The following is a 13,245-nucleotide window of genomic DNA, read 5'->3' as shown; positions in this document are numbered from 1 at the left end:
AGGTAGAACCCCACGGGTTCTACCTCGCGGCCGGAGGCTCTACCTCGCGCATCCCTCTCTGCTCCTGACGAATCGCACTGGTCCTCAGGCGCCCGCGCGGCGCAGGATGGAAGGCGTGCGCGACCGATGAGTTCTGCCGGCCCCGACGGTCGGTGGGTGGGTGGCCCGGAGAGCCGGGCGGCTCGTCGGCAGCGGCGAACGACCATCCCGCGGAGGGGACATGACCGACACTGCACGCGGCGACCTCGCCGTCGAGGCACGCGGCCTCGTCAAGCACTTCACGACCGGGAAGTCCGTGACCAAGGCGGTCGACGGCATCGACCTGCTCATCCCCGAGGGCACGGTGTTCGGTGTGCTCGGGCCGAACGGCGCGGGCAAGACGACCGCCGTGCGCATGCTCGCGACGCTCCTGCGACCGGACGCGGGGACGGCGCGCGTGCTGGGCCACGACGTGGTGCACGACGCCGACAAGGTCCGCTCCGCCGTCGGGCTCACCGGGCAGTACGCGTCGGTGGACGAGGACCTCACGGGGACGGAGAACCTCGTGATGCTCGCGCGGCTCTACGGGTTCCTCGGGGGCACGGCGCGAGGTCGCTCGGCCGAGCTCCTGGAGGCGTTCGGCCTCGGGGACGCGGGCGACCGCCAGGTCAAGACGTACTCGGGCGGCATGCGGCGCCGCATCGACCTCGCGGCGAGCCTCGTCATGAGCCCGCGCGTCATCTTCCTCGACGAGCCGACGACGGGCCTCGACCCGCGCAGCCGCAACCAGGTGTGGGACATCGTGCGCGTGCTCGTCGCGGACGGCGCGACGGTCCTGCTGACCACGCAGTACCTGGAGGAGGCGGACCAGCTCGCCGACCGGATCGCCGTGATCGACCACGGCAAGGTCATCGCGGAGGGCACCGCGACGGAGCTCAAGCGCTCCGTGGGCGAGGGCGCCGTCCACGTGCGGCTCGCGGACTCGACCCAGCGGGGTCGCGCGGCGGAGGTCGTGGGCGCGCTGCTCGGCACGGAGATCACGCTCGCGAACGACCCGTACGCGTTCACGGCGCGCGTGCCCGACGACGGCGCGGCCGACGTCGCGCGCATCCTGCCCGCGCTCGGGGACGAGGGCATCGTCGTCCCCGAGTTCACGCTCGGCCAGCCGAGCCTCGACGAGGTGTTCCTCGCGCTGACGGGCCAGCCCATGGAGGACGACGAGACGATCGAGGAGGTGGCCTGATGGCCGTCGACCCCACCATCACCGCCGCGGAGATGCGCGCGCCGGAGGCGAACGCGCTGCGGGCCGCGGTCGCGCTCGAGCGGCGGCCCTCGCGCCCCTCGCCCGTGTCCGCGACCCTCACCTACACGTGGCGCGCGCTGCTCAAGATCAAGCACGTGCCGGAGCAGCTCTTCGACGTCACGGTCTCGCCGATCATCTTCACGCTCATGTTCACGTACCTGTTCGGCGGCGCCCTCGCCGGGGACGTGCAGAGCTACCTGCAGTTCCTCCTGCCGGGCATCCTCGTGCAGGCGGTGCTCTTCACGACGATCTACACCGGCTACACGATGAACACGGACATCAGCAAGGGCGTGTTCGACCGGTTCCGGTCGCTGCCGGTGTGGCGGCCCGCACCGATCGTGGGCGCGCTGCTCGGCGACACCGTCCGCTACACGATCGCGTCGGTCGTGACGCTGGCCCTCGGCCTCGTCCTGGGCTTCCGCCCGCCGGGCGGGGTCGTGGGGGTGGTCCTCGGGATCGTGCTGCTGCTCGTGTTCGCGTTCGCCCTGAGCTGGGTGTTCACCGCGCTCGGGCTGGTGCTGCGCTCCCCCAACGCCGTCATGGGCACCTCGATGCTCGTGCTCATGCCGCTGACGTTCGCGTCCAACATCTTCGTGGACCCGTCGACGATGCCCGTCGTGCTGCAGCGGTTCGTCGACGTCAACCCCGTCACGCACCTCGTGACCGCGGTCCGCGGCCTCATGGCGGGCGAGCCGGCGACAGAGGGGATCGTGTGGGTCCTCGTCGCGTCGGTCGTCCTCACCGCGATCCTCGCCCCGATCACGATGCGGCTCTACCGCAACCGCAGCTGACCGGTCATCGGCCGACGTCCTTGCGCAACAGGTGCTCGCCCGCGAGGCTCACGGCCTCGCGGGTCGAGCGCCCCGGGTGGTGCGCGACCATGAAGTGCCGCGCCACGGCGAGGGAGAACATCAACGTGCTGCGAGCCTCAACCTCGTCGGGGTCGTCCACGAAGGTCGCGAAGAGCCCGCGCAGGTAGTCCATGCGCCGGTCGTCGACGCGCCGCAGACGCTCGGCGACGGCGTCGTCACGTCGTGCCCACTCGCGCACCGCGAGGTCGAGGCGGTGCTGGTCCGCGACGTGCGAGAGCTGCCCGGCGCGCCGGAGCCGCTCGACCGCGTCGCCGCCCTCGGCCTCCGCCTCCGCGAGCACGGCGTCCGTGCAGCGCCGCTCCCACGCGTCGAGCATCGCCTCCAGGAGAGCCGGGCGGTCGGCGAAGTGCCCGTAGAAGCCCCCCTTCGTGACGCCGAGACGGGCGGCGAGGACCTCGATCCGGACGGCGTCCGGTCCGCCCTCGGCGAGCGCGTCGAGGCCGGCGTCGACCCAGCGGTGCTGAGGAGTGCGGGTACGGGCGGGCATGCGTCGCGTCCTCTCGGTCGTGGCGGTCGTGGGCGACCGATGCATACGGTACCGTACGGATGAACCGTACGGACCCGTATACATCGGAGGTCGTCCATGATCGAGGCATCGTCGAGCGCCCTGAAGGCGACGCGCGTCGCGGCAGGAACACTCGTCACGCTGGGCACCGGTCACCTGGTGATCGTGTCGGTGGTGGGGCGCGACCGCCTTGCCGCGTGGGTGGACACGGGGCTCTGGGCGGCCGTCCCGCTCTTCCCGGGCGCACGGCCGAGCACCGCGACGCTGAACGACCAGGTGGCGTTCTGGAGCGGGGTCGGGAGCTTCGCCGTGCCGCTCGTCGTGCTGGGCGGGCTGGTCTGGTGGCTCGCGTCGAGGAGCCTCGTGCCGCCCGAAGCGGTGGGCTGGGGTCTCGTCGCGTGGTTCGCGCTGGGCGCGGTCGTCCTCGTGCCGTCGCCGATGATCGTCGGCGCCCTGGCCGGAGCGCTCCTCGTGGTCGCCGCGCGACTCAGCCGTCCTCGGCCGCCGGGGCGTCGTCCTCGCACTTCTTCGTCACGACCATGACCGGGCACGCCGAGTGGTGCAGGACCGCCTGGCTCGTGGAGCCGAGCAGGAGCCCGCGGAACCCGCCGCGGCCGCGCGAACCCACGACGATGAGGTCGGAGGCCGTCGAGAACTCGGTGAGCAGCTCCGCGCCCGTGCCGTCGAGGACGATGCGCTTGATCGTGAGTCCCGGGTGCTCCGCCTCGTGACGGTCGATGATGACGTTCAGGCCCTCGGTGATGTCCGCGAGGACCTGCTCGTGGTCGATCGACGCGGGCAGCCACGCGAGGAGTCCTGCGCCGGCGCCGACCGGGACGCCGGCGACCGCGACGAGCTCCGCGTCCCAGGCCTGGGCCTGACGGATGGCGTGGCGCAGGGCGATCTCCGCCGAGGGCGACCCGTCGACGCCGACGACGATGCGCCGCAGCGGCTTGACGGCGGGGACCTCCTGAGCCGCGCCCTCCTCGCCCTTGGCCCCGGAGCGGAACGGCACGACGACGGTCGGGCAGTGGGCGTGCGCGGGCAGCGCCGAGGACACGGTGCCGAGCAGGCGCTCGGTGAATCCGCCCCGGCCCCGCGTGCCGACGACGACGAGCGAGTGCTCGCGCGACATCTCGACGAGCACGCCCGCCGCGTCACCCGTCGTCACCGTGGCCGTGGTCCGGACGCCGGCCGCCTCGGACCGCGCGCGAGCCTCCTCGAGGACCGCGCGCGCACCCTCCTGGATGGCCGAGTCGTCGAGCGCCGCGTAGCCGCCGTCCAGCGAGGCAGCGGTGAACGACGGCAGCGAGTAGGTGCAGACGATGTGGAGCGGCCAGCCCACCTGCAGCGCGTACGCCGCGGCCCAGTCCAGGGCGTGCAGGCTCGGCGCCGAGCCGTCGACGCCGACGAGGACGGATTCCGTGCGGGTCATGAGCGACTCTCCTCTCGACGGCCCGGTGCCATCGGACGACCAACCTAGCCGAGACCAGCGCGCCCGTCCGTCTGCCACGAGTCACGAACACGTCAAGAATGCCACGAACCCCGCCTCCTCGCGACGATGCGCGAGGTGACGGGGTTCGTCAGGCCAGTGACCGCAGGGGTCCTGAGGCGTGGGAGATCAGGCCACGCGGATGAACGTGGGGTTCGACTGCCAGATCTGACGGAACTGGACGGTCTTCCCGGGACGCGGAGCGTCGATCATCATGTTGTCGCCCGCGTAGATCGCGATGTGGCCCGGCGTCCAGATGAGGTCGCCCGGCTGCGCCTGGTCGCGCGACACCTTGGTGCCGACGGAGCCCTGGGCGCTCGACGTGCGCGGCAGGCTGATGCCGACCTGCGCGTAGACGTAGCTGGTGAAGCCCGAGCAGTCGAACCCGTCGGGGGTCGTGCCGCCGTAGACGTAGGGGACGCCCACGTAGCGCGCGGCGATCGAGACGATGGTCGAGCCGTAGGCCGAGGCCGGGACCTCGACGGCCGCCTCCTGCTGGGCAGGAGCCTCGGACTGGGTGGACTGACGCTCCTGCGTGCGGCTCGTCTGCGTGGTGCGGACGGGCTCCGGCTCAGGCTCCGGCTCGGGAGCCGGGGTCACGGTGACGGGGGCGGCAGCCTGCTCGATCGTGAACGCCGCGTCAGCCGCGACGGTCACTGCGGGGGCGGCCTCGAGCGCCTGGCGCGCCTGCGCGGTGAGGGCGCTGAGGTCGACGGCGTTGAGCTTGCCGGACTCGTTGTCGACGGGGGCCGCGGTCGCGGGGGCGGCGGCACCGATCATCGAGACGATGAGGCCCGAGGACGCGGCGACGACGGCGGTGCGGCGACCGACGGTCGACATCTGGTCCGACGCGGCCTGGGCGATAGAGCTGAGTGGCGTCACGGGACGCCGCGCCGCGCGGTGGCGGGCGCGAGTCGTGCTCACGGTCACTTTGTGCCTCTCCAAGACGCCTGCGAGGTCAGCTGTCGGGTTCGGGTGGAAGAGTCACCCGGCCCGGCGGACCGGAGTCCGTCGGGCTTCACCCCAAGGGCGCTGTCTCCAGCACCCGGAAGTGGGTCCCCCGTCCCTGTCATCGGGTCGTCGTTGGCCTCATGCGGTGACAGGGTTAGGCGTTCCGCGCGAGGACTCCGTCGAATGGGTATTCCGATGGAGCAGCACCGACCGTACAGGACGCTCCGGCAAAAGTCACGTTCCCATTACGAATCGATGCGGACGATCACGTCGCCGCAGGTCAGCGCGCATTTGCGCGTGAACGGAGGGCTATCCCCGGGCGACGAAGAGGTGACGCGCGACGTCGTCGGGCAGGTCCAGCACGACCTCCGCGCCCTCCCCCTGCACGGTCACTCCGCCGTCGCCCGCCGACCGCACGACGAGGGTCCGGCGAGGCAGCACCTCGGCCTCCGCGAGCCGGGAGAGCAGCTCGACGTCGACCTGGATCGGCTCGGCGATCCGCTGGAGCACGACGCGCGCCTCCGCGCCGTCCCGACCGTGCTCCGCGAGGAACACCGGGAGCGAGACGACGCCGTCGAGGAAGTCGACCTCCTCGAACTGCTCCCCCAGCTCCGGCAGCCCCGGGATCGGGTTCCCGTACGGGTCGAAGTGCGGGTGGTCGAGCAGCCCGATGAGGCGTTCCTCGACGAGCTCGCTCATGACGTGCTCCCAGCGGCACGCCTCGGTGTGCACGTACTCCCAGTCGAGCTTGATCACGTCGGTGAGCAGCCGCTCTGCGAGCCGGTGCTTGCGCATGACGCGCGTCGCCTTGTCGTGGCCGGCGGAAGTGAGCTCCAGGTGGCGGTCGCCCGTGACGACCACGAGACCGTCGCGCTCCATGCGCGCGACCGTCTGCGACACCGTGGGCCCCGAGTGCCCGAGGCGCTCCGCGATGCGCGCGCGCAGCGGGACGATGCCCTCTTCCACGAGCTCGTAGATCGTCTTCAGATACATCTCGGTGGTATCGATCAGATCGGTCACGTCACGCTCCCAGTCGCTCGTCGGCTCGGGGCGCCCGGTCGTCGTCGCCGCGGGGCGCCTGCCCGCACCGGCGGGCCGCTGGGGACAGTCTATGGCGAGCCCGTGACCCGGCCCGGGGGCCGCGCGGGAGAACACGTGGTGCCGACCCCGACCGGAGGGTCCGGCACCCGTCGACGAACCGTCGACCACCCTCGCGCGCGTCCGCGGACGCCGCTCCCGGCCGACGTGGCACGCGCGTAGGGTGACGACGTGCCTGATCCCGCCACCACCCCGATCACGATTCCCTCGGACCTCCTGCCGGCCGACGGCCGCTTCGGCTCCGGGCCGAGCAAGGTCCGCGCCGCGCAGGTCCGCGCGCTGTCCGACGCCGGCGCGTCCCTGCTCGGGACGTCCCACCGCCAGGCGCCGGTCCGCTCGGTCGTGCGGCGGACGCGCAAGGGGCTCGCCGAGCTCTTCGCGCTGCCCGAGGGCTACGAGGTCGTGCTCGGCAACGGTGGCTCCACGACGTTCTGGGACGTCGCCACGGCCTGCCTCGTGCGCACCAAGGCGCAGCACGCCGCGTTCGGCGAGTTCGGCGCGAAGTTCGCCGCGGCGACGACGGCCGCGCCGTTCCTCGAGACGTCGCAGGTGATCTCGGCCCCCGCCGGGTCCGTCGCGCTGCCCGCGCCCGCCGACGACGTCGACGTGCACGCGTGGCCCCACAACGAGACCTCGACCGGCGCCATGGCGTCGGTCCGCCGCGTCCCGGGCTCGCGCGAGCGCGGCGCGCTCACGCTCGTCGACGCCACCTCGGGCGCCGGCGCGCTCCCGGTGGACGTCGCCGAGACCGACGTCTACTACTTCGCCCCGCAGAAGGTCTTCGGGTCCGACGGCGGCCTCTGGCTCGCGCTGTGCTCGCCCGACGCGCTCGCGCGCGCGGAGGAGGTCGAGTCGAGCAGCACCCGGTGGGTGCCGGAGTCGTTGTCGCTGCGCACGGCGGCGGCCAACTCGCGCCTGGACCAGACGCTCAACACGCCCGCGATCGCGACGCTCGTCATGCTCGCGGAGCAGGTCGAGTGGATCCTCGGCAACGGCGGGCTCCCGTGGGCCGCGGCCCGGTCGGCCGAGTCCGCCGCCCACCTGTACGGCTGGGCCGAGGCCCGCGAGTGGGCGACGCCGTTCGTCACCGACCCCGCGCAGCGGTCCACCGTCGTCGGCACGATCGACCTCGACGACGCGATCGACGCGACCGCCGTCGTGGCCGCGCTCCGCGCGAACGGGATCCTCGACGTCTTCCCGTACCGCAAGCTGGGCCGCAACCAGCTCCGCGTCGCGATGTTCCCGGCGATCGAGCCCGACGACGTCCGCGCGCTCACGGCCTGCGTCGACCACGTGGTCAGCCACCTCGCCTGACGTCCCCCGTCGTGCACGACCGGGGCGCCCGCACGAGGTGACACGACAAGGGCGGTCGGGGCGCTCGCGCCGGGCCGTGGCGGGTCTGGCGGGAGCGGCGAGGGACGAGCCGCGGACGGTAGACCCGGCGCGAGCGCCCCGACCGCCACCCAACCCGGCCCCGTGGGCCCGTGCCTCATGCGGCGCGCGCCGCCTCCTCCGCGTCCTCGACGCCCAGGCGACGGCGGGTCTCGGCCCGGGCGGACCGGTCCGCCGGGGTGCCCGCGTCGAGGTAGCGCACCACGAGGTGCGGGCGCTGGAGGACGCGGTAGCGGACCTCGAGGTGCCAGTTGCGCACGGCCCAGACGGCGGCGCCCACGGCGACGAGGCCGGCGGTGATCGACCCGACGCCGATGGCCCAGCGCGGGCCCCACGCCTCGGCGATCCAGCCGACGAGGGGCGACCCGACCGGCGTCGCGCCGAGGAACACGATCATGTAGAGCGACATGACGCGCCCGCGCATCACGGGGTCGACGGACATCTGGATCGTGGAGTTCGCGGCGGTCATCATCGTGAGCGACGCGAGGCCCACCGGGATGCACGCGATCGCGTAGCTCGGGTACGTCGGCATGAGGGCCATGACGCCCGTCGCGACGGCGAACCCGAACGCGGACCCGATGACGAGCCGGACGCGCGGTCGCTCGCGCCGCGCGGCGAGCAGCGCGCCGGTCAGCGACCCGATCGCGAGGATCGAGCCGAGGATCCCGTACTCCCCCGGGCCCTTGCCGAACTCGACCTTGGCCATCATCGCGGACGTGAGCTGGAAGTTGAGCCCGAACGTCGACACGACGCCGACGACGACCATGATGACGATGATGTCCGTCCGCTTGCGCACGTACCGGATGCCCTCGCGGATCTGGCCCTTCTCGCGCGGTGCGCTCGGCAGCACGTGGAGCTCGCGCGTGCGCATGTACAGGAGCGCGAGGATCGTCGCCCCGAACGTCACGCCGTTGATGATGAACAGCCAGCCCGAGCCGACGGCCGCGATGAGCAGCCCGGCGACGCCCGGCCCCACGAGGCGCGCGGCGTTGAACGACGCGCTGTTGAGCCCGACGGCGTTGGACAGCTTGTCGGCGGGCACCATCTCCGCGACGAACGTCTGGCGCACGGGGTTGTCGAACGCGGTGACGACGCCGAGCAGGCCGGCGAACACGTAGACGTGCCAGAGCTGGACGTGCCCGGACAGCACGAGCGCGCCCAGGCCGAGCGCGAGGACTCCCATCGCGCCCTGGGTGGCCATGAGGAGCCGGCGGCGCGGCAGCCGGTCGGCGAGCAGGCCCGCCCACGCGGACAGCGCGAGCACGGGCGCGAACTGCAGCGCCGTCACGACGCCGACGGCGATGCCCGAGTTGTCGGTGAGGTCGGTGAGGACGAGCCAGTCCTGCGCGACGCGCTGCATCCAGGTGCCGACGTTCGCGACGAGCGCGGCGCCGAACCAGACGCGGTAGTTGTAGTACTTCAGGGAGGTGAACGTCGCGCTCATCGGGCGGCGATCCGGGTCAACAGCTCACTGGCGCGGGCCAAGGTCTCTCTTTCGTCGGGCGTGAGGGAGGACAGCTGCTGCGTGAGCCACGCGTCCCGGCGGCGGCGGGTCTCCTTGACCTCGCGCACCCCGGCGTCGGTGAGCCGCACGACGACCTGACGCCGGTCGCTCGGGTGCTCGCCCTTCTCGACGAGCCCCATCTCGACGAGGGCGTTGACGGCACGCGTCATCGACGGCGGCCTGACGCGCTCGTGGTCGGCGAGCTCGCTCGGCGACATCGCGCCGTGCTTGTGCAGCACAGTGAGCACGCCGAACCGGCCCTCGGGCAGGTCGGCCTCGCCGCGCTGTGCGCGCAGCCGACGCGAGATGCGGGTCAGCGCCACGCGGAGCTCGCCGCCGAGGGTGGCGGGCCGGCACTGGCTCCGGGAGGGGGCAGTGGGGTCCGCAGCAGGCATGATAGTTACCTTAACTCATTACCTAGGGTAAATAAAGAGGCGCACGTCACCCCCGGGCGACGGTGGAGGGAAGGTACGTGTCCTGATCAGGGCACGTAGGCGACGGCGACGCGCCCGTCGCCACGTGCGACGACCGCGCCGCTCGCGTGGGGTACGAAGACCGACTCGCCGCGCGCCACGCGCGTCTCGACGGCTCCCGCGCCGACGCCCTCGGCGAGCGTCACGGCACCGTCGAGGCACAGCACGACGCGCGGACCGGCGTCGGGCAGGGACACCGCACCGGTGACCCGGCCCGCACGGAGCGCGAACTCCGCGACGGGCGGGCGATAGGTAACGAGTCCGGACCCGTCGTCGACCAGGCGCGGGCGCGCGGCGGGCCCGGGCGTGCACGTGGCGCACTCGAGCAGCGCGTCGACGTCGACGAGCTTGCTCGTGAGGCCGGCGCGCAGGACGTTGTCGGAGCTCGCCATGATCTCGACCGCGCAGCCGGACAGGTAGGCGTGCACGTGCCCTGACGGGACGAACATCGACTCCCCTGGCGCGAGCGTGACCCGGTTGAGCATGAGCGAGACGACGGCACCCGGGTCGCCCGGGTGCTGCTCGGCGAGCGACAGCACCGTGGCGTCGGCGCGCCGTGACGTGCGTCGCGGACTTCCGGGCGCCGGGACGGCACCCCGCTCGGCCCGGCCCCGCACCGAGGCGACGGTCCGCGCGAGGTCCGCCGCGACGTCGGGCTCGGACCGGGCATGGAGCGCGAGCGTGAACGCCTCGCGGACGCCGGCCTCGGTCGGCCGGGCGACGAGCGCGGCCCGCATGCGGGCGACGAGGTCGCCGTCGAGTCCGTCGAGGAGCTCGAGGATGCGCGCGGGCCGTCGGAATCCGGAGAGGCCCTCGAAGCGCGACACCGCCACGACCATCTCAGGTTTGTGCTGGTCGTCGTGGAAGCTGCGCAGCGGCGAGTCGCGCGCCACGCCCTCCCGGTTCTCGCGGTTGAACCCGGCGCGGGCCCGGTGCGGGTGCGGGTGGACCTGCAACGACAGCGCGCGCTCGGCGGCGAGCACCTTGAGGAGGAACGGCAGTCGGGGACCGTACTGGTCGAGCACGCGCTGGCCCAGCGCCCCCACCGGGTCGGAACGCACCAGGTCCACGAGCGTCGTGCCCGACGCCGCCGCCCCGCCCGGGCGCGGTCGCTCGCCCGGGCGCCCCGCGCCGTCGGGCACGACGCGTGACGGGGCGAGCGGGTGCGCGCCCATCCACAGCTCGGCCGCCGGGCGACCGTCCGTCTCCACCCCCAGGAGGTCCTGGATGGCCGACGTCGAGCCCCAGTCGTACGGCTGGACGGTGTTCTCCAGCCGGTAGAACGCGGGCGGACGAGCGGCGGGGAGGGCGTCGACCGACGCCTTCCCCGACCGCTCGTCCGCCGCGCTCGTCATAGGCCGAGCCTAGAGGCCCAACGCCTCACGGATCGGGCCGAGCAGGAAGTACACGAGGAACATCGCCGACGCGACCCACATGAGCGGGTGGATCGCGCGGACCTTGCCGAGCGCGAGCTTGATGACGACGAACGCGAGGAAGCCCGCGCCGATGCCGTCCGCGATCGAGTAGGTGAACGGCATGACGATGATCGTGAGGAAGGCCGGGATCGCGATCTCGACGTTCTTCCAGGAGATGCCGGCGATCTGCGTCATCATGAGGAACCCGACGAAGACCAGCGCGGGCGCGGCCGCCTCGTAGGGCACGAGCGCGACGAGCGGCGACAGGAACGTCGCGAGCAGGAACGCGACGCCCGTGACGACGGACGCGAGGCCGGTGCGCGCGCCCTCGCCGGCGCCGGTCGTGGACTCGACGAAGCTCGTGTTCGACGACACGGAGCCTGCGCCGCCCGCGGCCGCGGCGAGCGAGTCGACGACGAGGATCGCGCGCGAGCGCGGCGGGGTGCCGTCCTCGTCGAGCAGGCGCGCCTCGGCGCCGACCGCGACCATCGTGCCCATCGTGTCGAAGAAGTCGGCGAGCAGGAGCGAGAACACCAGCAGGATGACGGTGACGGTCGCGATGTTCTGGAACGAGCCCAGGAGCGAGAACTGGCCGAGGAGGCCGAAGTCGGGGACCTGCGCGACGCCGTCGAACGTGGGCGCGTTGAGGTTGAAGCCGTTCGGGTTCGAGCCGTCGGGCGCCTTCGCGCCGATGTGCAGGGTGTTCTCCAGCACGACGGCGAGCGCGGTCGCCGTGAGGATCGCGACGAGCAGGGCGCCCTTGACCTTGCGGACCCACAGCACGATCGTCAGCACGAGCCCGACGACGAACACGAGGATCGGCCACGTGCCGAGGTTGCCGAGCGCGAGGAGCGTGCCGCTGCCGGCGGTGACGAAGCCCGCGTTGACGAGGCCGATGAGCGCGATGAAGAGGCCGATGCCCACGCTGATGGCGGTCTTCAGCTCGACCGGGACCGCGCGGAAGACCGCCTCACGGAACCCGGTGAGCACGAGGACGAGGATGATGAGGCCCTCGATGACGACGAGGCCCATCGCGTCCGCCCACGTCACCCCCGGCAGCGACGCGATCGAGTACGCCACGACCGCGTTGAGGCCCAGCCCGGCCGCGAGACCGAGGGGGAAGTTCGCGAAGACGCCCATGGCGATCGTCATGACGCCCGCGACGAGCGCGGTCGCCGCGGCGATCTTGCCGAAGTCGGGCGCGTTGCCGCCGCCGAGGAACTGGCCCGTGCCGTCCTGGACCGTCCCGATGATCAGCGGGTTCAGCACGATGATGTAGGCCATCGCGAAGAACGTGACGAGACCACCACGGATCTCGGTGCCGATCGTCGAGCCGCGCTCGGTGATCTTGAAGAAGCGGTCGATCGCGCCGGACGCAGGGGGCGGCGCCTTCTCGTCCTCGCGGACGGAGGTGGGTGTGGACATGGTGAGAATGCTGCCAGAACCCTGTGACCGCGCGGTAACACGCGGGACACGGTCTGGCATCGCCCCCGGGAGGTGTCCGTGCACGTCAGGCGGCGCCGACCGCGGCGAGCGCCGCGACGGGTGTGCTCGACGCCACGTCGGCGTCGTCGTTCCCGCCCCCGCGGAGACCGTCGAGGGCCGCGAGGCGCGGCGTGCCCGCGCCGTGCCCGAGCCCCTCCGCCGTCCTGAGGTCGGTGACGGTCCGGGGAGCGTCGGTCGCGAGCTGCACCGCGTGGAGCGCGTCGAGGATCGCGGCCGCCCGCTCGCCGGCCGGTCCGTCGGGAACCCCGTGCACGAGCCGCGCCGGGCGCAACAGGTCGACGACGGCGTGGCCCGGTCGGTGCTCGTCGGGCACCCACGCGACGGTCGCCTTGACGCCGTCGGCGAGGAGGGTGGCCGCGAGCCACTCGGCCGTGCCGGCCGGGACCCGGGCGCGCCCGACGACCAGGTCCCCCGGGCCGAGGTGCGGGGCGAGGTCGTCGAGCGCGTCGCGGAGCGCCACCACGCGGGAGACGCCGTCGGGGTCGGGGTCGGGGCCCGCGCCGACGCACAGGACGTGCACGCGCGCACCGGCGACCGCGGTGCGGTCCGATGTCGGGCGCAGCCGACCGCTCACGAGGCCGAGCGCGAGGAGCCGGTGGAGACGGGGCTCAGCGGCGCGGACCGGTCCCGTCCGGAGCGCGTCGAGCGCGCGGGGATCCGTGTCGTGGAGCACGACCTCGTGGCCCGCCGCCGCGAGGCAGGCCGCGTGCAGGACGCCGCGGCGACCGCATCCCGAGACCGAGACCCGCACGACG

The 13,245-nt window shown here is 72.9% G+C and carries 13 protein-coding genes and 1 riboswitch; of the genes, 4 read left to right on the top strand and 9 right to left on the bottom strand.

Annotated elements, in window-relative coordinates; translation table 11 throughout:
* Positions 1-220: 220 nt before the first annotated feature.
* Positions 221-1,222 (top strand): ATP-binding cassette domain-containing protein, encoded by a 1,002-nt coding sequence (locus ACFVN3_RS15815; RefSeq protein WP_378233865.1) that lies wholly within the window; start codon positions 221-223, stop codon positions 1,220-1,222.
* On the top strand, positions 1,222-2,073 hold the full coding sequence (locus tag ACFVN3_RS15810; protein WP_378233863.1) for an ABC transporter permease: 852 nt from the start codon (positions 1,222-1,224) through the stop codon (positions 2,071-2,073). Before ACFVN3_RS15815 ends, ACFVN3_RS15810 begins: the two co-directional genes overlap by 1 nt.
* 4 nt (positions 2,074-2,077) lie before the next feature.
* On the opposite strand, the gene ACFVN3_RS15805 is transcribed toward ACFVN3_RS15810, so the two are convergent.
* Positions 2,078-2,641 carry a TetR/AcrR family transcriptional regulator gene (locus ACFVN3_RS15805; RefSeq protein WP_378233862.1) on the bottom strand — a complete coding sequence of 188 codons (564 nt, stop codon included), beginning with the start codon at positions 2,639-2,641 and terminating at the stop codon, positions 2,078-2,080.
* Between the two features lie 96 nt (positions 2,642-2,737).
* Here ACFVN3_RS15805 and ACFVN3_RS15800 point away from each other — a divergent pair, with 96 nt between their 5' ends.
* Positions 2,738-3,202, top strand: a complete 465-nt coding sequence (locus tag ACFVN3_RS15800; RefSeq protein WP_378233861.1) for a DUF6463 family protein — start codon at positions 2,738-2,740, stop codon at positions 3,200-3,202.
* On the opposite strand, the gene ACFVN3_RS15795 is transcribed toward ACFVN3_RS15800, so the two are convergent.
* From ACFVN3_RS15795 to ACFVN3_RS15785, 3 genes are all read right to left on the bottom strand, one after another.
* Positions 3,147-4,094 carry a universal stress protein gene (locus ACFVN3_RS15795; protein WP_378233860.1) on the bottom strand — a complete coding sequence of 316 codons (948 nt, stop codon included), beginning with the start codon at positions 4,092-4,094 and terminating at the stop codon, positions 3,147-3,149. The two genes, ACFVN3_RS15800 and ACFVN3_RS15795, sit on opposite strands and share 56 nt — an antisense overlap.
* A 186-nt stretch (positions 4,095-4,280) precedes the next feature.
* Complete coding sequence (locus ACFVN3_RS15790; RefSeq protein ID WP_253052723.1) at positions 4,281-5,081, bottom strand: C40 family peptidase; 801 nt, start codon at positions 5,079-5,081, stop codon at positions 4,281-4,283.
* 2 nt (positions 5,082-5,083) lie between these two features.
* Positions 5,084-5,244, bottom strand: a riboswitch (cyclic di-AMP (ydaO/yuaA leader).
* 167 nt (positions 5,245-5,411) lie between these two features.
* Positions 5,412-6,122 carry a metal-dependent transcriptional regulator gene (locus tag ACFVN3_RS15785; RefSeq protein ID WP_378233858.1) on the bottom strand — a complete coding sequence of 237 codons (711 nt, stop codon included), beginning with the start codon at positions 6,120-6,122 and terminating at the stop codon, positions 5,412-5,414.
* A 249-nt stretch (positions 6,123-6,371) separates the two neighbouring features.
* On the opposite strand from ACFVN3_RS15785, the gene serC reads away from it, so the two are divergent.
* Positions 6,372-7,514, top strand: a complete 1,143-nt coding sequence (gene serC, locus ACFVN3_RS15780) for a phosphoserine transaminase (protein ID WP_378233857.1) — start codon at positions 6,372-6,374, stop codon at positions 7,512-7,514.
* A gap of 175 nt (positions 7,515-7,689) precedes the next feature.
* On the opposite strand, the gene ACFVN3_RS15775 is transcribed toward serC, so the two are convergent.
* The 5 genes from ACFVN3_RS15775 to ACFVN3_RS15755 all read right to left on the bottom strand — a co-directional run bounded on the left by ACFVN3_RS15775 (position 7,690) and on the right by ACFVN3_RS15755 (position 13,241).
* The gene (locus ACFVN3_RS15775) at positions 7,690-9,036 is read right to left on the bottom strand and encodes an MFS transporter (RefSeq protein ID WP_378233856.1); all 1,347 of its coding nucleotides are present in this window, start codon (positions 9,034-9,036) and stop codon (positions 7,690-7,692) included.
* Positions 9,033-9,491, bottom strand: coding sequence for a MarR family winged helix-turn-helix transcriptional regulator (locus ACFVN3_RS15770; RefSeq protein ID WP_378233854.1), 459 nt, complete (start codon positions 9,489-9,491; stop codon positions 9,033-9,035). The genes ACFVN3_RS15775 and ACFVN3_RS15770 overlap by 4 nt, the downstream gene beginning before the upstream one ends.
* Positions 9,492-9,577: 86 nt before the next feature.
* A complete protein-coding gene (gene manA / locus ACFVN3_RS15765) occupies positions 9,578-10,924 on the bottom strand; it encodes a mannose-6-phosphate isomerase, class I (protein ID WP_378233853.1) in 1,347 nt (448 codons plus the stop codon).
* 9 nt (positions 10,925-10,933) lie between these two features.
* Positions 10,934-12,409 carry an NCS2 family permease gene (locus ACFVN3_RS15760; RefSeq protein WP_378233851.1) on the bottom strand — a complete coding sequence of 492 codons (1,476 nt, stop codon included), beginning with the start codon at positions 12,407-12,409 and terminating at the stop codon, positions 10,934-10,936.
* Between the two features lie 85 nt (positions 12,410-12,494).
* A complete protein-coding gene (locus ACFVN3_RS15755) occupies positions 12,495-13,241 on the bottom strand; it encodes a hypothetical protein (protein ID WP_378233850.1) in 747 nt (248 codons plus the stop codon).
* Between the last annotated feature and the right edge of the window lie 4 nt (positions 13,242-13,245).

The sequence above is a fragment of the Cellulosimicrobium sp. NPDC057862 genome (assembly GCF_042797035.1).
In the GTDB taxonomy this organism is placed as follows: domain Bacteria; phylum Actinomycetota; class Actinomycetes; order Actinomycetales; family Cellulomonadaceae; genus Cellulosimicrobium.
Note: the sequence above shows the minus strand (reverse complement) of the source record. Positions and strands in the feature narration are given on the sequence as shown.

What these genes read in the sequence shown, in the direction of transcription:
- ACFVN3_RS15815 (WP_378233865.1), top strand. Translation starts at nt 221, where the DNA reads ATGACCGACACTGCACGCGGCGACCTCGCCGTCGAGGCACGCGGCCTC.
- ACFVN3_RS15810 (WP_378233863.1), top strand. Translation starts at nt 1,222, where the DNA reads ATGGCCGTCGACCCCACCATCACCGCCGCGGAGATGCGCGCGCCGGAG.
- ACFVN3_RS15805 (WP_378233862.1), bottom strand. Translation starts at nt 2,641, where the DNA reads ATGCCCGCCCGTACCCGCACTCCTCAGCACCGCTGGGTCGACGCCGGC.
- ACFVN3_RS15800 (WP_378233861.1), top strand. Translation starts at nt 2,738, where the DNA reads ATGATCGAGGCATCGTCGAGCGCCCTGAAGGCGACGCGCGTCGCGGCA.
- ACFVN3_RS15795 (WP_378233860.1), bottom strand. Translation starts at nt 4,094, where the DNA reads ATGACCCGCACGGAATCCGTCCTCGTCGGCGTCGACGGCTCGGCGCCG.
- ACFVN3_RS15775 (WP_378233856.1), bottom strand. Translation starts at nt 9,036, where the DNA reads ATGAGCGCGACGTTCACCTCCCTGAAGTACTACAACTACCGCGTCTGG.
- ACFVN3_RS15770 (WP_378233854.1), bottom strand. Translation starts at nt 9,491, where the DNA reads ATGCCTGCTGCGGACCCCACTGCCCCCTCCCGGAGCCAGTGCCGGCCC.
- manA (WP_378233853.1), bottom strand. Translation starts at nt 10,924, where the DNA reads ATGACGAGCGCGGCGGACGAGCGGTCGGGGAAGGCGTCGGTCGACGCC.
- ACFVN3_RS15760 (WP_378233851.1), bottom strand. Translation starts at nt 12,409, where the DNA reads ATGTCCACACCCACCTCCGTCCGCGAGGACGAGAAGGCGCCGCCCCCT.